Genomic DNA, 24500 nt, shown 5'->3' on the forward strand with positions numbered 1-24500 from the left:
TGATAGAGGCGCTATTTTGACAGCTTTCTGTGTGCTTCTCTAGCGAAATGCAAAAAAGGATGCTTTTCACTCTAGCAATTTCTTATTCTAGTAAGTCAGATAAGAAGACGAGTTTTCTATAAACCGTTTAACAGAGCAGGCACAAAAAAAACAGCCATCTTTCGATGACTGTTTGTGCTAATGCTAAGCTTAACAATTATAGATTTATCATTATTAATGAATGATTAAACCGAAATAACTATCTACCTACTTGGCAGTTTACTTGGTATTCTTTACCATTTGCCCATTTCATAGCGAAGATACCTTTGTCGTCTTTCATGTGCCATGCATAGACCATTTCTGGGTTTGACTCATTCACATAGCTTGCTGTATCGCCTTGAACAGCGCCATTCAAGATAATTGGCTGGTTTGCCCAGTTTACTTTAGGTAAAGTGGCGTTTAGCATTACTTGCTTCTTATTGATTGACTGCTTTGCCAAGATTTTGCTGCCATCAGTACAGGTATAAGGTGCTGGTGCCATACGGTCATAAGCGGCGTCAGTCACGCTTTCTGAAGCAGGTGTATTTGGCGTAGTAGGAGCAGTAGTCGCACAAGCGCTTAATAGGGCAAGTGCAGGTAGAGCAGTAGCAAGTTTGGTTAGGGTATTCATAGCATTCTCCAAAAGTATAAAAATCATCGTGTATTTGTTATTAACTATGCGTTAAGCATATAGCGCATATAGTATCCAAAACTCACTTTATAGAATGTTAGAAATTGTTTGTTACGTGTTCACTTGGTTACTTAAAAACTAATTACTGTAACGATTCATTCAACGATATTTTATCATTTTCTGATTTCATCATTTTTAGCAAGCAGCATAAGCAGCTTCAAGATCAAATAAAAAAGCGCCTATCAACGTGTGGCTGATAGGCGCTTATCTAATTAGGCATTAGCCAATAGATACTGTTGATCCACTGTATGACAGCGGATCATTGGTGATTTGATTACTTGGTTTTACGTGGTGGTAGACCGGTATGCTGAGTTTGGAAGTTGCCTTTACTCACATTCTTTTTGCCGCCAGTAGTTTTGCTCGAAGTACCTTTATTTGACCAGCTGTCATCTGTTTTATTGCTACGTTTCACCGAGTCATTGCCCAGACGGCTGTTTTTCTTACGCGCTGATTGATAGCTGTCTTGCGCCGCATCACGACCTTCTAAGCTGGCATTAAATGGCGGGATTAAGCAGCCGCGATTTTTACCAATCAAATCACCGCGCCCCATATCTTGCAGGGCTTTACGCAGCATTACCCAGTTTTTTGGATCATGATAGCGTAAGAAAGCTTTGTGCAATTTGCGCTGCTTACCTGATTTGACGATATCCATATCACCTTCGTCACGGCTGATTTTATGCAGTGGGTCTTTATGCGTGTGATACATGGTGGTCGCGGTTGCCATTGGGCTTGGGTAAAACGCCTGTACTTGGTCAGCGCGGTAGCCATTGCCTTTTAACCATAGCGCAAGATTCATCATATCTTCATCTTTGGTACCCGGATGGGCGGCGATAAAGTAAGGAATCAAATACTGCTCTTTGCCCGCTTCTTGGCTGTATTGCTCAAACATGGCTTTGAACTTGTCATAATTGCCCATGCCTGGTTTCATCATTTTCGACAAAACGTTTTCTTCTGAATGTTCAGGGGCAATCTTGAGATAACCACCGACATGATGGCTGACCAATTCTTTGACATATTCAGGATCTTTAATCGCCAAATCATAGCGTAGACCAGAGGCAATAAGGATTTTCTTCACGCCTTTGATATCGCGCGCTTTACGATACAACTGTGTCAAATTACTGTGATCGGTAATCAGATTTTCACAAATATCAGGATAAACGCAAGACGGTTTACGGCAATTTTTCTCAATAGTTTCATCTTTACAGTTTAGACGATACATATTGGCAGTTGGACCACCAAGATCAGAGATAACACCGGTAAAGTTTGGTGCAGTATCACGAATCGCTTCGACTTCACGTAGGATAGATTCTTCTGAGCGATTTTGGATAATGCGTCCTTCATGCTCGGTGATAGAGCAAAAAGTACAACCGCCAAAACAGCCACGCATAATGTTGACCGAAAACTTAATCATGTCATAAGCAGGGATACGCGCATCGCCATAGCTTGGATGCGGCAGACGAGCGTATGGCAAGTCAAACACGTAATCCATCTCTTCCGTCGATAAAGGAATCGGTGGCGGATTGAGCCACACATCGATAGAGGTATGTGAGTTACCGGCGCCGCTACTATGACGCTGTACCAAAGCGCGTGCATTACCCGGATTAGTCTCAAGATGCAAGATACGGCTAGCATGAGCATAAAGCACAGGGTCAGATTTGACATGCTCATAATCAGGCAGACGAATGACGGTTTTCTCACGCGGTGGCATTTTAATTTTATGCTTACGTGCTGTCATCGGTTTAGTAAAGCCACGCATTTGTACGACTTGCGTCTCTTCATCGACTTGGTCAGTATTCAAGATTTTATTGGTCACTGGTTCAGACACGAATCCTGGATATTGCCCTGACATTCCTGACATTGATTGCCCAACAGGAGAGGCGCTAGGCTTATCTTGTTCGATTGAGCATTGATCAAGATCCTCGGTCATCACATACGGGTTGATAATCGGATCAACACGACCAACGGTATCGACATCATTACTGGCAACTTCGGTCATGCCTGCTTGCCAATGACGGCGCGTCGGCGTGAGCAAGTACGCTGTACCGCGCAAATTGCTCATTTGCTCAAAGGTATAGCCTTTTGATAGACCATGTACTACATCGACGATGGCGCGCTCAGCATTGCCATATAATAAGACATCAGCACGGGCATCAAGCAAAATACTACGGCGTACTTTATCTGACCAATAATCATAATGCGCAATACGGCGCAGGCTGCCTTCGATACCGCCTAAGATAATTGGCACATCAGGATAGGCTTCACGGCAGCGCTGGCTATAGACGATAGCCGCGCGGTCAGGACGTTTGTCCGCGACATTACCCGGCGAATAAGCGTCATCACTACGGATCTTACGATCAGCCGTATAACGGTTAATCATGCTGTCCATGTTGCCCGCCGTCACGCCATAAGCGTAGACAGGTTTGCCAAGTTCCATAAAGGCATCTTTACTCTTCCAATCTGGCTGAGCAATGATACCGACGCGGAAACCTTGTGATTCTAGTAAGCGCCCGATAATCGCCATACCAAAACTTGGGTGATCGACATAAGCATCGCCCGAGATAATGATGACGTCACAGGCATCCCAGCCAAGCTCATCCATCTCTTTGCGGCTCATCGGCAAATAAGGCGCAGGCTCGTAGCAGCTTGCCCAATGTTTGTCGTAGTCGTAAAGGGGTTTGGTGCCTTGTTTAAAGGCGGTGCGGGCGATGGTATCGGCAGACATGGGATAACCTTAATCAGAAAATCAGAAAAAATGCATATATATAATAGCCATTATAGAGAACGGTAGTTGATGGCTAATTTAAAGGCGCTCATTTTAACATGAATAACGTTCATGATGTAATAAACGTATTAGCGATAAGTTATTGATAGCGCAGAATAATCTATGGATAGCAATTAGGCAAAAAGCAGCTATCAATCTAAATAAATCTTCGTACCACTCTTAGTAAAGTTCATCACAAACTGACTCTTAAAATTACGTACATTATTTTCGTAAGTGAGCAAATTGCGAGTGAACTGATGATAATCCTTCATATTTTTAGCACTCACCATAAGCATAAAGTCAGCATCGCCAGATACTTCATAACAGCTCATCACTTGCGACTGGGCATTCATCAAACGCTCAAATCGATGCTGCATAGAGTTATTGGAGCGCTCCATCTCTACCATCACCACCGCCGTCAAGCTATAACCAACCTTATGAGGGTCTACTATAGCGACTTGCTTAGTGATCACCCCATTGTCTATCAGCGCTTGCACACGACGTTGAGCCGTAGCGATAGACACATTGACGTGTTCTGCAAGGGTTTTTAAGGGCAATGTCGCATCATCTTGCATCAAATTCAAAATGGACTTGTCGGTCTTATCTAGTGGCTGATTCATAGAGTTTCGCTTTAAGGTAGAGACATTAACAGAGGATGATTACAATTCAATTACTATAGAAGTATTATCACTATAAATCATAAATTAATAAATTATTAGTAATATAGGTAACTATAAGATAAATATATTCATATTAAGATGAATATAGAGATTTTTTCACAACTACTAGCTATAAACTAAGCTTTATATATTAGAAAACAATAATAATCTCTATCAAATAGTGTTCTCACTGCTCATGCAAATAAAGGTGCTTTATGTCTACTTCAACCCTAACCAATACTGTAGTGTCGACTTTGTCACGTTTCCCAATGTCAGCAATGTGGACCAAAGGCAGCGTACAGCAGCGCAATTTAATGATGGGTGTAGCACTAGCAGTCTTATCCAACGTATTGTTTGGCGTACTGTATGCTTACAGCAGCTTTTTAGCGCCGTTATCAGGGACACAAGTGTTTATCTGGCGGATGCTAGCGATGTGGGCCGCACTGATAGGATATTTGCTTATTAGCGGGCGTTTAGGTTTGCATATGGATAAACTCAAAGCATTAGGCTCTGTTAAACAATGGGCATGGTTGCTATTGCCCACACCAATATTCTTAAGCCAGTTTTGGTTATTTATGTGGGCGCCAGTCAATGGGCAGGGCGTACAGACCGCGATGGGTTATTTTTTATTTCCATTGATGATGGTGGTGTTTGGATGCGTATTGTTCGGTGAAAAACTAAGTCGCTTACAATGGTTGGCGGTTGCTTTTGCCGCAGTTGGAGTCGGCAGTGAGATTGTACGTACGCAAAGCGTCTCGTGGGCAACGCTTTGGGTCTGCGGTACTTATCCTGTTTATTATATTTTGCGCCGTTTGCAAGGTATTGGCGCGGTAACTGGGTTATTGGTCGATTTAACGATATTTGCACCATTTGCTTTGGCGTACTTATTTTTTATTGCCCCAAGTAGTTTAAGCTTAGTCAGCGGCTCTGGGTTCTTTATTGCGATGCTGATAGGACTCGGCGTTATGAGCGTGCTGGCCATGAAAACCAACGTCGATGCCAGTCAAATGCTACCAATGAACGTTTATGGCATGATGAGTTATTTGGAGCCCGCATTACTATTTATCTTAGCAATAACCGTTTTGGGCAATCCTTTTGAATCAGCGATGATTTATAGTTATGGTCTTATTTGGGTCGGGATAGCTTGTCTGATTGTGCATGGTGTACGTCAATTACGCCGCGCCCATCAACAATCGCAAACGACAAAAATTGCACCAGTTATGTGAAAATTAATAAATAAGAGTAATCGAATAAATAAAAACGGACGATTCAACGTTATGCTGAATCGTCCGTTTTTTTAAGATTAACACCAATCTTTTGAAAGAGGGCTTTAATCTAAATCCTTCTTAAAACCACGCTGCTTATCACGTTCCCAATCACGGTCTTTAAGCGTTTTACGTTTGTCATGCTGTTTTTTACCGAGTGCTAAACCAATTTGACATTTTACCAGTGAGTTTTTCCAATAGCAGGATAATGGCACACAGGCATAGCCTTTTTGGTTGACTGCACCCATTAGCTTTTCGATTTCGCGGCGATTAAGCAGCAGCTTACGGGTACGGATACTGTCAGGGCTGACATGCGTCGAGCTGGATAGCAGCGGCTGAATATGCGCGCCAAATAGGAATGCCTCATTATTACGAAAAATAATATAAGCTTCCGTAATGGTCATTTTGCCCGCGCGAATGGCTTTAACTTCCCAACCTTGTAGCGACAGACCTGCCTCAAATGTCTCTTCAATAAAGTACTCATGACGAGCCTTTTTATTGGCACAAATTTGATTTTCCGGTTTTTTTGATTTTTTTGACATAATGTCTCCATAAGGACTGCTTAAATATATCTTGTCCCTATATTTCTAGTCTTACTAATTCCTCATCCTAACCCTTAAATGCGGGTTATTTTTTATAAATGCTAAACAGATGAGTCGAACTGGCTATTGTAACAAAGCTTCCGCTGCAAATGTAGCCGCGCTGTTAGGACAAATGTAGCAGATAAGTATTAAGTTTGGATAAAATTTGCTAGCATATAGCTTATTATTTTATCACCAACCACATTGGTCCTGCTATGAGCTCTTCTGCTACTTCTTCAAAATTGCATACCAAGATTTTATACCCTGGCACCTTTGACCCCATTACCAATGGTCATGTGGACTTAGTGACGCGCGCGACCAAATTATTTGACGAGGTGGTGATTGCAGTGGCATCTGGTCACCATAAAAAGCCGTTATTTAACTTTGAAGAGCGTGTGGCTTTGGTCGAGACCGTATTTGTTGATTTGCCGCAGGTATCCGTTATAGGCTTTGAGGGCTTGCTAGTCGATTTTATGCGCGAAAAGAATGCCACTGCTGTCTTGCGTGGTTTGCGTGCGATGTCAGATTTTGAATATGAGTTTCAACTCGCCAATATGAACCGTGAGCTTGATGAAAATTTTGAAGCCGTATTTTTGACGCCTTCACAGAATTACTCATTCATCTCGTCGACCATGATTCGCGAAATTGCTAAGCTCGGCGGTGACGTGACAAAATTTGTGCCGCCTTGTGTCTCTGAAGCTTTTATTCAAAAGCTCGGTAATAAATAGGTCGCGTATCTGTGTTAGATTGCGTATTTCTTAATAAATAGAAATGCCTGATAGAAAAAAAGGAGCAGTCTATGGCGTTGTTAATTACGGATGAATGCATCAATTGCGATGTGTGTGAGCCTGCCTGCCCAAACGAAGCCATCTCAGAGGGCGATGATATCTATGTAATCGACCCTGACTTATGTACCGAATGCGTCGGTCATTTCGATGAGCCGCAATGTGTGGTTATTTGCCCTGTCGATTGTATTCCTCATGATCCCAATCATATCGAAACCGAAAGTGATTTGATGTCTAAATACAAGCGCATTACTGGTCAATAAAATATGACAACTGTATCAACCAACGATTTTGATCAGCAACATCTCTGGCACCCGTATGCCAGCCTACCACCGACTTATCCCAATATCGTGATTGACCGTGCCGAAGGTATTTATATCATTACTGAAGATGGTACGCGCCTGATTGATGGTATGTCGTCATGGTGGGCAAGCGTGCACGGCTATAATCATCCTAAGTTAAATGCGGCGATGATTGAACAATTGGGCAAAATGGCGCACGTCATGTTTGGTGGTTTAACCCATCAGCCAGCGATAGACTTGGGCAGAAAACTGCTGTCAATTGTGCCTGCCGGACTGGATGCGATATTTTATGCCGATAGTGGCAGTATCGCGGTAGAAGTTGCGCTTAAGATGGCATTGCAATATCAAATTGCTGCCAAACGTCCGCAAAAATACCAATTTGCCTCGACCCATTCAGGTTATTACGGCGATACATGGCATGCGATGAGTGTCTGCGACCCTATTAACGGCATGCATATCTTATATGGTAAGCAATTACCGATGCAGCATTTTGTCGCAGCGCCACCAATGGGATTTAAGCGTGATTTAACCCAAAGTGAGCATGAGGCGTTAACTGAGTTTTTTGTCAAAAATAGCGACCAGCTTGCTGGATTTATCATCGAGCCGATTATCCAAGGCGCAGGCGGTATGCGCTTCTATAGTCCTCAGTATTTACAGCTCTTACGCCAATTGTGTGATGAACATAACGTGGTATTAATTGCCGATGAAATTGCCACCGGTTTCGGGCGTAGTGGCAAGTTATTTGCGTGTGAGCATGCTGCTATTAGCCCTGATATTATGACGATTGGTAAGGCACTGACCGGCGGTTATATGACTTTTGCCGCGACCCTGTCTACACGAGAAATAGCTGACACCATTAGCCAAAGTGATTACCCGTCACTGATGCATGGTCCGACCTTTATGGGCAACCCGCTGGCATGTGCCGTTGCTTGTGCGTCGATTGATTTAATACTGTCCTATGATATTGAAGCGCGTACAGCCAATATGCAATCTGTCATGGAGCAACAACTTGCACCAGCTGCGAGTTTAGAGGGTGTTAAGGAAGTGCGTTGTTTAGGTGCTGTAGCAGTAATCGAACTACACGACGCCGTTAATATGCCAGTCTTTCAATCTTTACTTATCAAACATGGTATTTGGGTTAGACCCTTTGGAAAACTGGTCTATATTATGCCGCCCTATGTGATTACCGATGATGAACTTACCACTCTTTGCCAAGCGTTATTAAAAGTGGTCAGTAGTTATTTAACGCGAAAGGATTAATGATGAGCGTACTCTTTATCTCAGGTATTGATACCGACATCGGCAAAACTTATGCAACCGGTATGATTGCTAAAGCCTTAATGGAGCAAGGCGTTAATGTCATTACCCAAAAACTGGTGCAAACGGGCGTCGCAAGAGATTTAATTAGCGGAAAAATGGGAATTGCTGACGATATTATTACTCATCGTCAGCTGATGGGCATTCCGCTACAGCCGTGTGATATTGATAGTACCACTTGCCCGTATCGTTATGAGAAACCTGCGTCACCCCATTTATCCGCCGCACTTGCCAGTGAAATTCTTAATACTGATGTGATTACAAGCGCTACAAAAATTTTGCAAGCGGATTATGAGGTAGTGCTTTTAGAAGGGGCAGGGGGCTTATTAGTGCCAATCACTGAGCAATTATTAACCTTAGATTATATTGCTAAACAAGGCTATCCGGTTATTTTGGTCACATCAGGTCGGCTTGGCAGCATCAACCATACGTTGCTTAGTTTAGAAGCCATAAAATCTCGTGGTCTAGACGTTCATAGTGTCATTTATAATCATATTCACGACAATGCTGCTCAGACGGATACAGAGATAGCCGCTAGTACGATAAAATTTTTGCAAAACTATTTAGCTGAGCATCATCCAACGGCGCATTGGTTAGCCTTACCTGTACAAGAGGATAATGGGTTTAGTAATACAGATTTTATACTCCCTCAAAACTTTGTATAAATCACCGCTAAAAATAAGCCAAAAAAACTTTCCGAAAGCAATATGAATTTTGCTATACTAGCGCGCTTGGTAGACTAGGCAATCGCCGCTGCACACTGGTAACAGACATGCAGGGGAGGAAAGTCCGGGCTACATAGGGCAGCGTGCCAGCTAACGGCTGGGCAGGGTAACTTGACGACCAGTGCAGCAGAGAGTAGACCGCCTTTAGTGTCTGACACTATCGGTAAGGGTGAAAGGGTGCGGTAAGAGCGCACCGCGTGGCTGGCAACAGTTCACGGCATGGTAAACTCCACGCGTAGCAAGACCAAATAGGCATCGGCATGGCGCGGCCCGCGTTCGATGCGGGTAGGTTGCTTGAGCGTATTAGCGATGATACGCCTAGAGGAATGATTGTCCACGACAGAACCCGGCTTATCGGTTTACCAACCTTTTTAGCAATGTTTTAAACATGTTTCTTTATTAGCTAATCTTTAAAGAAGCACAGCAGTACTTACTGGTTTGGTGTTTTAAAATTGCGCTTATTTTGAATTTAATTCAATTTTTTTGCAAAAAATGCCTTTTAAGGGTTGACGACAGTCACTCATATCGGCATAATACCGAGCCTAAAATGGCGATGTAGCTCAGCTGGTTAGAGCGCATGACTCATAATCGTGAGGTCAAGAGTTCAAGTCTCTTCATCGCCACCATTTTTAGCAAGACCTGTAACATTAAAAATGCCAATCATTATTTGATTGGTTTTTTTTTGCCTATTTTATGGCTGAAAATAAATATCTACTCATAGAATCTATATCAGATCTAACGAAGTAAATATTCTTGATTTAAAGCTTGCTTGTCTACCTTCATTTATAAAACCAAGGCTTGCTGACAAAATCCACTTACTTTATAGTGGAAAACTGCTAGAATACCCTCACGTGCCTGCGCGTAGTTATAACTAATAATCAGCGCTGTAGGCACTTCACTTGCTACAATACGGTTTGCTTAATGTAGTGATATTGGTGTATTGACCGATATTAACTATGAGTAAGTATTCTATTGTTGCCATCTGACAGCATTTATATTCGTTATTCAATCCTCCATTATTTAGTAGGCGCTTTGTGACTGCATTAGCCAATATTCGTAACTTTTCTATTATTGCCCACATTGATCATGGCAAGTCGACCCTTGCCGATCGTTTTATTCAAATGTGTGGCGCGCTGCAAGATCGTGAGATGCAGGCGCAAGTCCTCGATTCGATGGATATTGAGCGTGAGCGTGGTATCACGATCAAAGCGCAGTCGGTGACGCTGTATTATGACCATCCAAATGGTGAGCGCTATCAGCTGAATTTTATTGATACGCCTGGTCACGTGGATTTTTCTTATGAAGTCTCTCGTTCCTTAGCGGCTTGTGAAGGCGCGCTATTGGTTGTTGATGCAGCACAAGGCGTTGAAGCACAGTCGGTTGCTAATTGCTATACCGCGGTCGATCAAGGTCTTGAGGTCATGGCAGTTTTAAATAAAATTGACTTGCCACAAGTTGAGCCTGAGCGGGTGATTCAAGAGATTGAAGACATTATTGGTATTGATGCCGTTGATGCGCCGCGCGTGTCGGCAAAATCTGGTCTTGGCGTTGATAAACTGCTTGAGGCGTTGGTTGAATTTATTCCTGCGCCAACGGGTGATCGTGACGCACCGCTGCAAGCGTTGATTATTGACTCATGGTTTGATAATTATTTGGGCGTTGTATCATTAGTCCGTGTACGCCAAGGTACGATAAAAAAAGGTGATAAACTTTATATTAAATCGACCAAAGATGCGCATTTAGTCGGATCAATTGGTGTCTTTACCCCGAAGCCGTTAGATACAGGTATCTTAGAAGCGGGTGAAGTGGGCTTCATTATTGCGGGTATTAAAGACATTGCAGGCGCGCCAGTTGGTGATACGATTACTCATGCTAGTACGCCTGACGTCGATCGTATTCCTGGATTTAAACAGATTACGCCGCAAGTGTATGCTGGTATGTTTCCTGTAGAATCTACCGACTTCGAAAAATTCCGTGAAGCACTACAAAAACTGCAAATTAACGATGCGTCGCTATTTTTTGAGCCAGATACCTCAGACGCGCTAGGCTTTGGTTTCCGTTGTGGCTTCCTCGGTATGCTGCATATGGAGATTATCCAAGAGCGCCTAGAGCGTGAGTATGACTTGGATCTGATTACTACTGCACCTTCTGTTATTTATGAGATTGTGAAAAAAGATGGCAGCATTATCTATGTTGATAACCCATCAAGACTGCCTGAACCGAATAATATCGAAGAATTCCGTGAGCCGATTGCTCGTTGTCAGATTTTAGTACCGCAGGATTATCTCGGTAACGTGATGACGCTTTGTATTGAGCGCCGCGGTGTGCAAGTCGATATGCGCTTTATGGGTCGTCAAGTACAGCTGATCTTTGATATTCCGATGGGCGAAGTGGTCATGGACTTCTTTGACCGTCTAAAATCAGTGTCACGTGGTTTTGCGTCACTTGATTATAATTTTGAGCGTTATCAAGTTGATAAATTGGTTAAAGTTGACGTGCTGATTAACGGTGACAAAGTCGATGCGCTTGCTATGATTGTCCATGAAACTCAGTCGCGCTACCGTGGTAACGCACTGGTGACCAAAATGAAAGAGCTGATTCCGCGTCAAATGTTTGATGTCGCTATTCAAGCAGCAATTGGCAGCCAAATTATCGGGCGTAGTACTGTGAAAGCCATGCGTAAAGATGTCTTGGCTAAGTGTTATGGCGGTGACGTCTCACGTAAGAAAAAGCTACTGTCTAAGCAAAAAGCCGGTAAAAAACGCATGAAGCAAGTGGGTAACGTCGAGATTCCACAAGAAGCCTTCTTAGCCGTATTGCAGGTAGATTAGATTATTAATAAATAAATCATCATTGGATAAGTAGCTCGCTAATAGGCAATTAAGTATGGATTTTGATTTCAATTTGATTTTAGTGCCATTGACCATAGGTTTGGGTATTATTTGGCTATTAGATAAGCTGACACTTAAACAACGTAAAACACGGGGTCGCGGTAAAGAGAGCTTGCTGGTACGCTGGGCATATGATTTTTTCCCCGTGCTGGCGGTAGTATTAATTGTGCGCTCATTCTTAATTGAGCCGTTTAATATTCCGTCGTCCTCGATGGTGCCAACGCTATATACGGGTGACTTTATTGCCGTTAATAAGTATGCTTATGGTGTTCGTTTGCCACTGACTTATAATAAAGTAATCGATACTGGCACGCCTGAACATGGCGATGTTGCCGTTTTTCGTTATCCAGAGAACCCAAGTATTTATTATATTAAGCGCGTCATTGGTCTGCCGGGTGACACGGTTAGTTATAATCAAGGCACAATTGCGATTAATGACGTGCCTGTTGCTACTCAAGCCATTGATTTTGACGCTAATGCAGAGCTGACGTCACAGTTATATTCGTCAGGGGAAGTTGCTCCGGGTCAAATGCTGACAGAAGAGAATGCTGCTGTAATGGGTCAGCAAGAAGAAAGCGACGCAAAATATTTTAAAGAAACTCAAGGTAAGCATGAGTATGTTGTTCGCTATTTGAATGGTATGAACAGCTCGCAATATGCGCCATTTTTACAGCAACAGTCACCAGAAGTGGTGAGCTCAGAAGGCAATGAATGGCGTATTAATGTGCCTGAAGGTCAGTATTTTGTCATGGGTGATAACCGTGATCGCAGTGCAGATGGACGCTTTTGGGGCTTTGTTCCTGATGATAATTTAGCAGGAAAAGCAGTATATATTTGGATGCATAAGCCGCCAGGTCTACAGCTACCTACCTTTAAACGTAATGGTGCTATCGATTAATGACATCAATGTTCTATAGATATATTTACCGACAAACGTTTTGTGCTAATATTATGGCTATTCAATGCAATGATATCTAGCTTATAAACATTCACTAAGAAATAGTGTTTTCTAAGCTAAATACATTACAAATATAGCTATTTTTCGTTGAGAGGTATTATGGTGCAACAGTTATCTGGCTTATCTACACAGCGCGGTGCTAGTGTCACGAGTATCGTTTTTATTATCATCGCTTTGGGTGTTGCTGTTAAATTGATTGTTGCCATTGTGCCAGCACAAATTGGCGATTATCAACTGACTAAAACCTTGAGTGCGCAGCTTCAAGAGTCTAATAATAAGAAAGAGACTGCCAAGCAGTTCGTCGAGCGTGTTGATAAGCAGTTGTCTATCAATGCTGATTACGATACCAAAGCAGAGGATGTATTTACCTTTAAAGATAAAAAAACAGGTCAGTTGACTATCTATAAAAAATATGAAAAAACCAATACGCTCTTTGGAAATATTGATATTGTGAATCGCTTTGAAGGCGATATCGATCCTACAATAGCAGAGTAATCGGATTTTCTAAAATACGAGCAGCAACGATCTAACAAGCCAGTACTCTAGAAAACAGTTCTTTATGAGCTGGTTTTTTGTATTTAATATTTTTAAACGTTACTATTTAATGACTTTAAATAGTACAACAAAAGGGATAATCATAAGCCACGCATGAAACCAACTTCGCAGTATCCTCAGGCGGTTCCTAACCCACCAAAAAATAGCCTGTCTGATGACACGCTTGTTATTAGCTCAGAATTTATTCAACGCTTAGCAGTATTAACGCGCAAGTTGGGTTATGTGTTTAATGATTTAAGTCTACCTAAGCTGGCACTCACGCATCGCTCGTTTGATAGTAAAAAGAACTATGAACGCTTAGAGTTTTTGGGTGATGCATTACTAGGTATGATAGTCGGTGAAGCGCTATATCATCGTTATCCAACCCAAAATGAAGGTCGTCTGACCCGTATGCGAGCGACGCTCGTGAGGCAAGAATCCTTGGTCATTATCGCTCAAAATCTAGAGCTGTCTAATCAGCTAATATTGGGTGTGGGTGAGCGTAAAGGTGGCGGACGCAATCGTGCTTCTATATTGGCGGACGCCGTCGAATCCTTGATTGGTGCTATTTATCTAGACAGTCAAGATATGAATATCACACGAGAATGTGTATTGTCTTGGTACGGTGATTTGATTGATAATGTCAATGATCAAAAAGCCCTAAAAGATGCCAAGAGCCGTCTACAAGAATGGTTGCAGTCGAAGCAATTTGACTTACCACATTATGAGTTGATGGAAACACGCGGTAATGCCCCGCATCAAATATTTGTGGTACGCTGTCAGGTAAACATTCTTAACTGTCCTGATATTACCGAATCCGGTGAAAGCCGCCGTATTGCTGAGCAAAAAGCGGCTGAATTGATGATTAACCAACTTCATAAGCTGCCAAGTGTGGCTAAAAAACGAAGCTAATGGCTTTTGTAATATTACTCTGGTTTTATATTGCTGACTTGATATTAATGCCTTCAAGACTATCATTTCTATATTTTAAAAATGCTCATTCTTTAACGAATTAGTATTGCAACATCAAATATTCTTAACTTGATAACAGTGCTGCTATTTATGTCATATGCGCATACAGCAGTTTAACTGACGATAACCTCCACAGGATTACCCTATGAGCAATCATACTGACTTGCCATTAAATAATGAAGATAATGCCACAAATATGACCGAAAATACTGACCTAAATTTAAGTACAAACAATACAGTAGACATGAGTGAAGTAGGAATCAACGAAACAGAAAGCAATGCAGTAGATAATGATTCAGCAATCGAAGATTTCTTTTCACCAAATAATGGTGCGCTTGCTGCTGAAGGTTTCAAAACCGGCTACGTCGCCATTGTTGGTCGTCCAAATGTCGGTAAATCAACGCTGATGAACCATTTATTGGGTCAAAAGCTGTCCATCACTTCACGTAAACCACAAACGACGCGTCATCGTATCCACGGTATTTTGTCTAATGATGAGATGCAGGCAGTATTTGTTGATACCCCCGGTATTCATCGCAACGAAGTACGTGCTATCAATGAACGCATGAATAAAGCGGCCGTCTCTGCATTGGTAGATGTTGACTTAGTATTGTTTGTTGTTGATTCTGATCAATGGCGTGACGATGATTTACTGGTTCTACAAAAGCTTGGCGATACCAATTTAAATGTGGTTTTAGTGATTAATAAAGCGGATACCTTAAAAGATAAAGGCAGCGTTTTACCGTTAATGGAAACCTTTAACGACAGCTTTGATTTTGCTGATATTGTCCCCGTTTCTGCATTAAAGAATCAAAACTTAGATCGTCTGCAAGAAGTGATCGCATCACATTTACCAGTCGCTGCGCCAATTTATGATACAGAACAAATCACCGATCGCTCAGAACGTTTTTTAGCCAGTGAAATTATTCGTGAAAAAATCATGCGTAGTGCTGGTGATGAAGTACCGTACGATTTAACGGTACAAATTGACGGCTTTAAAGATGAAGCGGCTCATACTGACCCAAAAACCGGTCGTCCACGTAAAGCCTGTACCTTTATCGATGCCACTATTTATGTTGAACGTAGCGGGCAAAAAGCGATTGTGATTGGTGACAAAGGACAACGTATCAAACAAGTCGGTATGGATGCTCGTAAAGATATGGAGCAGCTGTTTGATAAAAAAATCATGTTAACGCTGTGGGTAAAAGTTAAGCGCGGTTGGTCGGATGACGAGCGAGCCTTAACCAGTTTAGGCTATTAAAAATATTAATAGCGACTCTCTTTTATATTGAGTGAACTATAGCTGAGGTAATAATCATGCGTAACGAAGCATTAATCGGTTATTTATTACATCAGCGCCCTTATCAAGAAAAGCGCGCCTTATATTATTTATTTTCTCAGCAACACGGGGTGATACATGGTATTGGTAAAAAAGGCGCGCCACTATTTATGCCTTTACAACTCTTTGCTACTGGCAAACGTGATCTCAAAACATTCAGTCAAATCAATATAGTCTCTTTTAGTTCAGTCCATACACAAGCTGTCCAAGATGATAATGCCGCAAATGTAGATATACGACATCAAGAAAGCATTACAGGTCAGCATCAATATGCAGCCTTGTATTTGAACGAGATATTGTGGCGACTATTACCTACTGAAGATCCTATGCCCATATTATGGCAGCATTATCAAAATAGCCTAGATGCGCTCAAAAAACCCCTAACCGCTGACGAGCTACGTCTGTGCTTGCGCCAGTTTGAGAGCTATCTATTTAATGAGTTGGGATTTTCACTGACGTTACATCAAGACAGCCTTGAAAACCCTATTGAGCCTGACCAGGTTTATCGATTCTTACCCGATATGGGCTTAGTGCCGACTTTGCATACAGAAGATGGCGAAAGTATGGTTGGTCATGCGGTTTTTAAAGGGAATGATATTTTGATAATGGTAGAGCAAGGGTTGTCCGTTAGTACTCTGAACGCATGGTCGCGTTTACATCGGCAGTTGATTGATCATATGCTTGATTATCAACCGCTACAAAGTCGTCTACTTTGGCACCAGCAACAGCGTTATCAACTATAAAGCGTATTTAACAATAGAATATGTTCACAACTACTTATCATCAATAAGCTATTTTTAGTAAATGATCTAACTATTAATAAAAGGATTTTTTATGACGGATACAGCGCAGATTTTGCCGACTACATTAGAGCAAAATCCACAAAATACTTCAAAAAAACCACTCTTAGGTGTCAACGTTGACCATGTGGCAACCTTACGTCAAGCACGCGGTGTGGGATATCCAAGCCCACTAGCTGCAGCACTTTTATGTGAGAAAGCAGGTGCTGACGGTATCACTATTCATTTGCGTGAAGATCGCCGTCATATTCAAGATGCCGATGTATATGAGATGGCAGGGCAGCTGACTACAAGAATGAATCTAGAGATGGCAGCAACGACTGAGATGCTAGACATAGCCTGTCAAGTCAAACCATATTGGGTATGCCTAGTGCCGGAAAAACGTGCTGAACTGACTACAGAAGGGGGGCTTGATGTGGCAGGGCAGCTAGCCTCATTGACAGATTATGTCAGTCAGTTACAAGCAGCAGGTATCAAAGTCTCTTTGTTTATCGATCCAGAAGATAAGCAGATCGAGGCAGCAGTTAATTGTAGCGCTGACGCAATCGAATTACACACAGGTTCTTATGCTGAAGCAGGTCTGGCAGGTAACACAGATAGGGTAAATGTAGAGCTTGAACGTATTAAAAATGCAGTGGTTACCGCTAAACGAGTTGATAGTAAGCTGTTGGTCAATGCTGGTCACGGTCTAACACGTGACAATGTTCATGCGATTGTCCAAATTGACGGTATATATGAGCTAAATATTGGTCATGCTTTGATAGCGGATGCGCTATTTGTGGGGATAGAGCAGGCGGTTATTATGATGAAAACAGCGATGCACCGATAGCTACGACAGTTTATTTTTAGCTTATATTGCTATTTCATTATGTACCACATCCGGTCGGATGGTTTTCGTTAGGTTTGTAAGTAATGCCTCCTGTCTGATTAAAAGAGATTTGGTACATGGTGTGATTATAGGTTGAGGTTGGACAGTATTTAATATGGCCGAAATGCCCACGAGGACTGCCACTATTGCCCCAAAATTTAGTGTAGTGACGGTTATTACCGACACGTAAATACAAAGTACTGTATTTTGGGTTCAGCGCTTGGTCTTCTAACAAATCATCAATACCAACATCAAAATTGTTATTATTATTTTTATCCGAGAATAATAATAACTTTTGAAAGCTGTCTCTATGGCAAAGACCACCCCCATTAGATAAGCAAACCAGTAAATCTTGTCTTCTAATATGACTCTCAGCTTTTGCCAAAGTCAAGGTGGTGTCTATTTGGCTTGCAATACGTCTGGCTTCCATACTTGCCAACTGAGTCAAAATATAAGGTGTGGCAATCATTAATATAATAGCTAAGATAGCAATGGTTACGATTAATTCTACTAAATTAAACCCATGCTCATTATGCCGTCTAAAATCCTTCGAGCATATTGAAAGTATTCTATAGGATATAGCCATAATGGACTGCTACCTGTATGAAAGGGATAGCTAAGATGGTTTTAAATGTTTATTGAGTTTTTAAATCTATTGTTCGTGTCATCATTTGTTTTATCAAGTTGCATTACTAATATAGTGAATAGCAAAGAAAGCTATTAAATGGAATAAGTAGAATATTGTTTGTTTCTACAATTGTAAATATAAACCAAATATATGTCTACTGTCAAAGAATGTTTCAATTCGTGAATAGATGCTTTTAATAATAGAGAAAATTAACTACTTGTATTAAAATGAGTTGCAACAATAGGTAGGAATCGTTTCATCATCTATTGCGACCTAACATACAAAAGATAAAGAGTGTAAAGTGTGTTAGCTCTCAGTAAGTTAAGCGGGCTAATGTGTTTTAGTTATGACATTATCGTGTAATAATGTGTAGCTGGTTTACGAAAAAAGTTGTAAACTGAATTGATAATCGCTAAGCTACGTCTTAATTGGTTTTGCTTTGTAATTTTAAGTTCGTAAATGATGTTTGTTTTTGAGCAATAGTTTTGCTTAATGCACTACTAAAATTATCCTTTGGAGGAAGTTTCATGAAATTAAATAAAATTGCTTTGGCTTTGTTTGCCATCACAGCAGCCCCACTAGCAGCTAACGCTGGCGTAACTATTAGCCCATTACTACTTGGTTATCATTACACTGAAGGTGCTGATGAAGAACAAGCTGCTACTATGGGCGGAATCTATAAAGAAAACGGCTTATATACTGGTGCAGCATTAGGTATTGAGCTTACTCCTTCTACTCAATTTCAAGTAGAGTATGGCGTTTCAAATACTGATGGTGCAAGTGACAATCCATTATTGACTGGTCCTTATGACGCTGAACAAGAAATGATTACTGGTAACTTCTTGATTGGTACTGAACAGTTTACTGGTTATACTGATAGTGCATTAAAGCCATATGTATTAGTTGGTGCTGGTCGTTCTAAAATTGAAATTGAAGATGCTGCTGGTAACTTCGTTACTGGTTCTAAAGATACTATTGGTAACCTAGGTCTAGGTGCTATGTACCGTATTAACGACGCTTTGAGCCTACGTGGTGAAGCTCGTGCGATTCATAACTTTGACGAAAACTGGTGGGAAGGCATGGCTTTGGCCGGTCTAGAAGTGGTACTTGGTGGTCATTTAGCACCTGCAGTAGCTGTACCACCGATGCAAGAGCCTAACGTTCAGACTCCACCAATCGTTGTTGTTGAATCTGATCTTGATTCAGACGGCGATGGCGTACCTGATAGTATCGATGCATGCCCAGGCACTCCAATGAATGTCGTTGTAGATGAGCGCGGTTGCCCAGTACCAGTAGATATTACTGATGAATTGAAAATGGAACTGCGTGTATTCTTTGATAACGATAAATCAGCTATCAAAACTCAGTACAAACCTGAAATCGCTAAAGTAGCAGAGAAGATGCGCGAGTATCCTAACTCTACCGCTCGTGTTGAAGGTCATGCTTCTAAAACTGGTCCATCAGCACGTTATAACCAACGTCTGTCTGAAGCCCGTGCTGTTGCTGTGAAATCTATGTTGACTAACGAATTTGGTATTGCTCCAAACCGTCTATCAACCGTTGGTTATGGTTATGACCAACCAATCGCTGACAACAACACTGAAGAAGGTCGTGCTATGAACCGTCGTGTTTATGCCATCATCACTGGTGACAAAACAATGACTGTTGAACAAACTAAAGATATGGTTGTTCAATAAGTAATAGCTACTAATTATGTAATGAGCTAATTAGTTACAAAAAAAGTCATCCAATGGGTGGCTTTTTTTTATTTATGTATCGAGAAAAGTAAGTTATTACATAAATTTATGATTTAATAATGCTATACTAGCCACCCAAACACTTTGTAAATTGACAAAGTGTACATTAGCATAGCTATCTGTACGATGGATTCATCACCATAAGTCTATGTTTTACTTCTATTAATTATCTAGCTGTACCTATTGTATGGTTATTTGATCATAGCGTAATACTACTTATCTGGTTAATGGCAAAAGTTTATCCAGCGGTGCTTACTGCTACTGCATTTTTTTAAGACGAAACGAGCATTTTATATGGCGAACGATATCAAACACCTGCGTAACATTGCAATTATTGCCCACGTTGATCACGGTAAAACAACTTTGGTTGATAAGCTATTACATCAGTCTGGTACTTTTGGCGACCGTGCAAATATTGCTGAGCGTGCAATGGATTCAGGTGATATTGAGCAAGAACGTGGTATTACTATTTTGGCGAAAAATACAGCCATTCGTTGGACAGATAACACTGACGGTACTGAATATCGTATTAATATTGTGGATACCCCTGGTCACGCCGATTTCGGTGGTGAAGTTGAACGTGTAATGTCTATGGTTGACTGCGTACTTCTAGTGGTTGATGCTGTTGATGGTCCAATGCCACAAACTCGTTTCGTAACGCAAAAAGCGTTCGAGCAAGGTCTAAAGCCTATTGTTGTTATCAACAAAATTGACCGTCCTGGTTCACGTCCTGATTGGGTAATGGATCAAATTTTTGATTTGTTCGATAACCTAGGTGCGACTGATGAGCAGCTTGATTTCCCAGTTGTTTATGCCTCAGCATTGAATGGTATTGCTGGTCTAGAAGCTGATGATTTAGCTGATGACATGACGCCACTGTTCAAAACTATCGTTGATGTTGTACAGGCTCCACAGGTTGATGCAGATGCACCATTCCGTATGCAAATCTCAAGTCTTGACTACAATAGTTTCGTTGGTGTTATCGGTATTGGTCGTATTCAGCGCGGTAAAGTAAAAACCAATACACAAGTAACTGTCATTGATAAAAATGGCAATACCCGTAATGGCCGTATTTTGAAAATTATGGGTTATCATGGTCTTGACCGTATTGATGTTGAAGATGCACAAGCTGGTGACATCGTTTGTATTACTGGTATTGATTCGCTTAATATCTCAGATACGATTTGTGATCCTAGTGCTGTCGAAGCATTACCAGCATTAACAGTTGATGAACCTACCGTTTCAATGAACTTTCAAGTAAACAACTCACCGTTTGCTGGTCGTGATGGTAAGTTTGTCACCTCACGTAATATTCGCGAGCGTCTTGAGCGTGAATTGATTCATAACGTAGCATTACGTGTCGAAGATACAGAATCTCCTGATAAATTTAAAGTATCAGGTCGTGGTGAGCTGCATTTATCTGTATTGATCGAAAACATGCGCCGTGAAGGTTTCGAGATGGGCGTTTCAGGTCCAGAAGTTATCGTCAAAGAAGTTGATGGTAAGCTACAAGAGCCGTATGAAAACGTTGTCTTCGATATCGAAGATGCGCATCAAGGTCCTATCATGGAGCAGGTTGGCTTGCGTAAAGGCGAGATGACCAATATGGAGCTTGATGGTAAAGGTCGTATGCGTATCGAAGCGACAATGCCTGCCCGTGGTTTGATTGGTTTTCGCTCTGAGTTCTTAACCCTGACTTCAGGTACAGGTATCATGACTTCAAGCTTTTCACATTATGGTCCACAAAAAGTTGGTGAGGTTGGTGCTCGCTCAAACGGTGTCTTGGTTTCTATGGCGAAAGGTGTTTGCTTAGGTTTTGCTTTATTTAACCTACAAAAACGCGGTAAATTATTTGCTGAGCCACAGCTTGAAGTTTACGAAGGTATGATTATTGGTCTTAACTCACGTAATGATGACATGGCAGTGAACCCGACGACTGGTAAGCAGTTAACTAACGTTCGTGCTAGTGGTACTGATGAAGCATTGACACTGACTCCAGCGGTTAAGTTTACGCTTGAGCAAGCACTTGAATTTATCCAAGATGATGAATTGGTAGAAGTAACGCCAAAAGCGATACGTATTCGTAAACGCTACTTGACTGAAAGTGAGCGTAAACGTTATGGTCGTAAGAAAGGTGCGTAATATTGAACAATAAATAGTAGTTATCCATTATTTGGTTCCGCATTAAAGATATCTAGTGAGCAGCATAGAATAGTGATATATCAACTATTCCATGCTGCTTTTTTTTGTGTTGCATTTTACATAGAATAAAAAGACAATAGTTGGATATCACTTACTAAAAAAACAAGTAATATTACGGTTATTATTAAAATCCCAAGTTGGATGCATCATTTATACGCTTATCTTATGGTCAATAAGATTTTTGAGGAGATAAATCATGAGTATGGTATCTGAGTTTAAAGAATTTGCTTTAAAAGGTAATGTGATGGATCTGGCCGTCGGTGTGATCATCGGTGGAGCATTCGCTACGATCACAAAGTCTTTAGTAGAGGACGTGATCATGCCCATTGTTGCTTTTATCGTCGGCGGCGAAATTAATTTCAAGAATATGTTTTTGATATTGGGCGATGTGCCAGAAGGTGTGGCACGAACCAATGATGCCCTCAAAGCTGCTGGCATTCCTGTATTGGCTTATGGTAGTTTCATTACCGTACTGATTAACTTTCTAATCTTGGCGTTTATTATTTTTATGATGGTAAAAATGGTCAACAGATTGCGCCGTGCAGATGAGGTAGAAGAAGCAATAGAAGAAGCAATAGAAGAGCCGTCAGAAGAAGTGCAATTGCTTCGTGAAATTAGCGCTAAGCTTGGCAATATTAATAAGTAAATATATTTTACTGACCGTCAGATTAAAAAATAAAAAAGGCTAACGTCATGTTAGCCTCTTTTTATTGGATTTTTTATAACTACTCAATAGTAGTTATGTTTAGGGTCTAACGACAACATAGTCATTGGTATTAATAATAATTTCTGATGGTTGATCAACGACGATACGCACAACGTTATTATCAACGATTTGCGATTTGTAATAGTTGTCTTCAGCAACCGTACAGCCTAAGCAGCGACTCATTGCATTCCATGGTTCAACAAAGAGCTTCTGCTGTGCTTGGTCAGCATTACCGCCAATCAAAGAGAAGGGCAAACTGACGATGTAAGCGGCTGTACCTGCTACAGCTGCTATCAACTGTAATGGCTTGCCGACAACGGTATCTACAGCCATAGTCTCATAAGAGGGACCAAAATCTGTTTCATCAATTTCTATCGCTGCCAAAGCAGGTTGCATACTTGCAAAAGCTAAGCTGGCACTTATCAATACAGTTAATAGCTTATACTTTGCGGTGCGTTTGGTGTTAGCTTGAGCAGTCATAATGATATCCTAAAACTCATAAATAGAATGATAAATGGCTGTTGCTATTTCTCCACAGAAATAGAGATATCGCGGCAACGAGAAATAGCCTATATATTACAGGTAAATAAATGGTTTGCATTATTTATGTAAGTGCAAGCACTATTAAAGCAATATGTGGATCAATAAGCAACAAAAATGCGCAGTATATAAGGATATGTTTATTAATTGCTCTATTTTAATGACAAGTAGTTAAAGAGTGGCGGACTGGTCTATTTAAGTGAATATTGGATAAAAAAATTAATATGGGAAAATCCAGATCTAATTAATTGGCTGACAAACAGGGCAGTAGACACTGGCACGTCCATTGAGCTTGATATTCTCTAAAACTGAATCACAGTGCGGACAAGTTTCACCTTGTCTACCATAGACATTCAAGGTTTGCTGGAAATAACCTGTTTGACCATCAGCAACCGTAAAATCACGTAGTGTTGAACCACCTAGCTTGATAGCTTTCTGTAAAATCGTTTTGATATGGGCGACTAAAATTACTATTTGGTCATATGATATCTTATTCGCTGGAGTAGCAGGATGGATGCCTGAGAGGTATAAGCTCTCAGTGGCATAGATATTACCAACGCCGACCACAGCTTGCTGCTCCATAATGACTGACTTGATGGCTCGTTTGATAGGCTGCTTTTTAAACGATTTGCTGCTTTGAGTCTGGATGGACTGTTCGCTACGTTGGATAAGATAATACAAATATTCTGCTGTGAACGCATCTGATAAAGGCTCAGGTCCTAAATGGTTTAGTAGCTTATCTCCGTAATCCTCAAGCCATAAGATAGAGCCAAAGCGTCTGGGGTCGTAATAATGTAGCTGAGTTTGAGTATCGTCAGCGCCGATAAAACTTATAACCAAATGGTCATGTTTGCGCTTATCGCTTGCGTGACTGTGTTGTTGCAAGCTACCTGACATGCCAAGATGAACCAGAAGCTGTCTCGGCTGTAAATTCCTAGGTTCAACAGAAGATGAGACAGTATCATCAGCTAGCGGTATAAAATTGAGGATTAAATACTTTGCCCGTCGCTCAACGCTGTCCAATGTATAATCAATCAAATCTGCTAAATTATCAGGTACCGACCAACGCAGCTTTGGTTGAAAAACTTGTACGTTGGTGACTTTTTGTCCTAATAAAGGCGTCAGACTGGTTTTTGTCGTTTCTACTTCTGGTAACTCAGGCATAATATTTTATAAAATCTCTATTAAGAATTAAATGTAT

The 24500-nt window shown here is 41.2% G+C and carries 22 protein-coding genes, 1 tRNA gene and 1 other RNA gene; 17 read left to right on the forward strand and 7 right to left on the reverse strand.

From position 1 onward, the window contains the following. Positions 1-238 precede the first annotated feature (238 nt). The 3 genes from H0262_RS02310 to H0262_RS02320 all read right to left on the reverse strand — a co-directional run bounded on the left by H0262_RS02310 (position 239) and on the right by H0262_RS02320 (position 4090). Complete coding sequence (locus H0262_RS02310; protein ID WP_181209551.1) at positions 239-649, reverse strand: hypothetical protein; 411 nt, start codon at positions 647-649, stop codon at positions 239-241. Between the two features lie 334 nt (positions 650-983). Next, positions 984-3431: a YgiQ family radical SAM protein gene (locus H0262_RS02315; RefSeq protein ID WP_181209552.1), complete on the reverse strand. Its 2448-nt coding sequence runs from the start codon at positions 3429-3431 to the stop codon at positions 984-986. Positions 3432-3622: 191 nt separating this feature from the next. Then, the gene (locus H0262_RS02320) at positions 3623-4090 is read right to left on the reverse strand and encodes an Lrp/AsnC family transcriptional regulator (protein ID WP_011512726.1); all 468 of its coding nucleotides are present in this window, start codon (positions 4088-4090) and stop codon (positions 3623-3625) included. Positions 4091-4344: 254 nt separating this feature from the next. Here H0262_RS02320 and rarD point away from each other — a divergent pair, with 254 nt between their 5' ends. Next, complete coding sequence (gene rarD, locus H0262_RS02325; protein WP_181209553.1) at positions 4345-5355, forward strand: EamA family transporter RarD; 1011 nt, start codon at positions 4345-4347, stop codon at positions 5353-5355. Positions 5356-5459: 104 nt separating this feature from the next. Here the strand turns inward: rarD and smpB are convergent, their stop codons facing one another. Continuing rightward, the gene (smpB, locus tag H0262_RS02330) at positions 5460-5936 is read right to left on the reverse strand and encodes an SsrA-binding protein SmpB (RefSeq protein ID WP_011512728.1); all 477 of its coding nucleotides are present in this window, start codon (positions 5934-5936) and stop codon (positions 5460-5462) included. 254 nt (positions 5937-6190) lie between these two features. Here smpB and coaD point away from each other — a divergent pair, with 254 nt between their 5' ends. The 13 genes from coaD (at position 6191) to H0262_RS02395 (ending at position 17427) form a co-directional block, all read left to right on the forward strand. Continuing rightward, positions 6191-6703 (forward strand): pantetheine-phosphate adenylyltransferase, encoded by a 513-nt coding sequence (gene coaD, locus H0262_RS02335; protein ID WP_020442709.1) that lies wholly within the window; start codon positions 6191-6193, stop codon positions 6701-6703. A 71-nt stretch (positions 6704-6774) separates the two neighbouring features. After that, complete coding sequence (locus H0262_RS02340; RefSeq protein ID WP_011512730.1) at positions 6775-7023, forward strand: YfhL family 4Fe-4S dicluster ferredoxin; 249 nt, start codon at positions 6775-6777, stop codon at positions 7021-7023. Between the two features lie 3 nt (positions 7024-7026). Further along, the gene (gene bioA, locus H0262_RS02345) at positions 7027-8322 is read left to right on the forward strand and encodes an adenosylmethionine--8-amino-7-oxononanoate transaminase (RefSeq protein WP_181209554.1); all 1296 of its coding nucleotides are present in this window, start codon (positions 7027-7029) and stop codon (positions 8320-8322) included. A 2-nt stretch (positions 8323-8324) separates the two neighbouring features. Further along, positions 8325-9044, forward strand: coding sequence for a dethiobiotin synthase (gene bioD / locus H0262_RS02350; RefSeq protein WP_181209555.1), 720 nt, complete (start codon positions 8325-8327; stop codon positions 9042-9044). Between the two features lie 66 nt (positions 9045-9110). Continuing rightward, positions 9111-9474: RNase P RNA component class A (rnpB, locus tag H0262_RS02355), an RNA gene on the forward strand. A gap of 179 nt (positions 9475-9653) precedes the next feature. Beyond that, a tRNA-Met gene (locus H0262_RS02360) sits at positions 9654-9730 on the forward strand. A 408-nt stretch (positions 9731-10138) separates the two neighbouring features. Beyond that, positions 10139-11935 carry a translation elongation factor 4 gene (gene lepA, locus H0262_RS02365; RefSeq protein WP_011512733.1) on the forward strand — a complete coding sequence of 599 codons (1797 nt, stop codon included), beginning with the start codon at positions 10139-10141 and terminating at the stop codon, positions 11933-11935. Positions 11936-11990: 55 nt separating this feature from the next. Further along, on the forward strand, positions 11991-12893 hold the full coding sequence (gene lepB / locus H0262_RS02370; protein WP_149493154.1) for a signal peptidase I: 903 nt from the start codon (positions 11991-11993) through the stop codon (positions 12891-12893). Between the two features lie 159 nt (positions 12894-13052). Beyond that, the gene (locus H0262_RS02375; RefSeq protein ID WP_181209556.1) at positions 13053-13448 is read left to right on the forward strand and encodes a DUF4845 domain-containing protein; all 396 of its coding nucleotides are present in this window, start codon (positions 13053-13055) and stop codon (positions 13446-13448) included. Positions 13449-13601: 153 nt separating this feature from the next. Continuing rightward, complete coding sequence (gene rnc / locus H0262_RS02380; protein WP_181209557.1) at positions 13602-14399, forward strand: ribonuclease III; 798 nt, start codon at positions 13602-13604, stop codon at positions 14397-14399. Positions 14400-14703: 304 nt separating this feature from the next. Continuing rightward, positions 14704-15720 carry a GTPase Era gene (gene era, locus H0262_RS02385; RefSeq protein WP_409033815.1) on the forward strand — a complete coding sequence of 339 codons (1017 nt, stop codon included), beginning with the start codon at positions 14704-14706 and terminating at the stop codon, positions 15718-15720. A gap of 56 nt (positions 15721-15776) precedes the next feature. Beyond that, positions 15777-16541, forward strand: coding sequence for a DNA repair protein RecO (locus tag H0262_RS02390; RefSeq protein WP_181209559.1), 765 nt, complete (start codon positions 15777-15779; stop codon positions 16539-16541). Between the two features lie 91 nt (positions 16542-16632). Beyond that, positions 16633-17427, forward strand: a complete 795-nt coding sequence (locus H0262_RS02395; RefSeq protein ID WP_181209560.1) for a pyridoxine 5'-phosphate synthase — start codon at positions 16633-16635, stop codon at positions 17425-17427. Between the two features lie 37 nt (positions 17428-17464). Here H0262_RS02395 and H0262_RS02400 read toward each other — a convergent pair whose 3' ends face one another. Beyond that, a complete protein-coding gene (locus tag H0262_RS02400; RefSeq protein ID WP_181209561.1) occupies positions 17465-18052 on the reverse strand; it encodes a prepilin-type N-terminal cleavage/methylation domain-containing protein in 588 nt (195 codons plus the stop codon). A 569-nt stretch (positions 18053-18621) separates the two neighbouring features. On the opposite strand from H0262_RS02400, the gene H0262_RS02405 reads away from it, so the two are divergent. From H0262_RS02405 to mscL, 3 genes are all read left to right on the forward strand, one after another. Further along, a complete protein-coding gene (locus tag H0262_RS02405) occupies positions 18622-19791 on the forward strand; it encodes an OmpA family protein (protein ID WP_181209562.1) in 1170 nt (389 codons plus the stop codon). A gap of 354 nt (positions 19792-20145) precedes the next feature. Continuing rightward, entirely contained in the window at positions 20146-21993 is a 1848-nt protein-coding gene (gene typA / locus H0262_RS02410; RefSeq protein ID WP_011512742.1) for a translational GTPase TypA, read from the forward strand. Between the two features lie 256 nt (positions 21994-22249). Then, the gene (gene mscL, locus H0262_RS02415; RefSeq protein ID WP_181209563.1) at positions 22250-22699 is read left to right on the forward strand and encodes a large conductance mechanosensitive channel protein MscL; all 450 of its coding nucleotides are present in this window, start codon (positions 22250-22252) and stop codon (positions 22697-22699) included. A gap of 99 nt (positions 22700-22798) precedes the next feature. On the opposite strand, the gene H0262_RS02420 is transcribed toward mscL, so the two are convergent. Further along, positions 22799-23239 carry a hypothetical protein gene (locus H0262_RS02420; protein ID WP_181209564.1) on the reverse strand — a complete coding sequence of 147 codons (441 nt, stop codon included), beginning with the start codon at positions 23237-23239 and terminating at the stop codon, positions 22799-22801. A gap of 300 nt (positions 23240-23539) precedes the next feature. Beyond that, positions 23540-24463, reverse strand: a complete 924-nt coding sequence (gene mutM, locus H0262_RS02425; protein WP_020442722.1) for a bifunctional DNA-formamidopyrimidine glycosylase/DNA-(apurinic or apyrimidinic site) lyase — start codon at positions 24461-24463, stop codon at positions 23540-23542. Positions 24464-24500: the final 37 nt, after the last annotated feature.

It is taken from the genome of Psychrobacter sp. D2 (assembly GCF_013608135.1).
GTDB lineage: Bacteria > Pseudomonadota > Gammaproteobacteria > Pseudomonadales > Moraxellaceae > Psychrobacter > Psychrobacter cryohalolentis.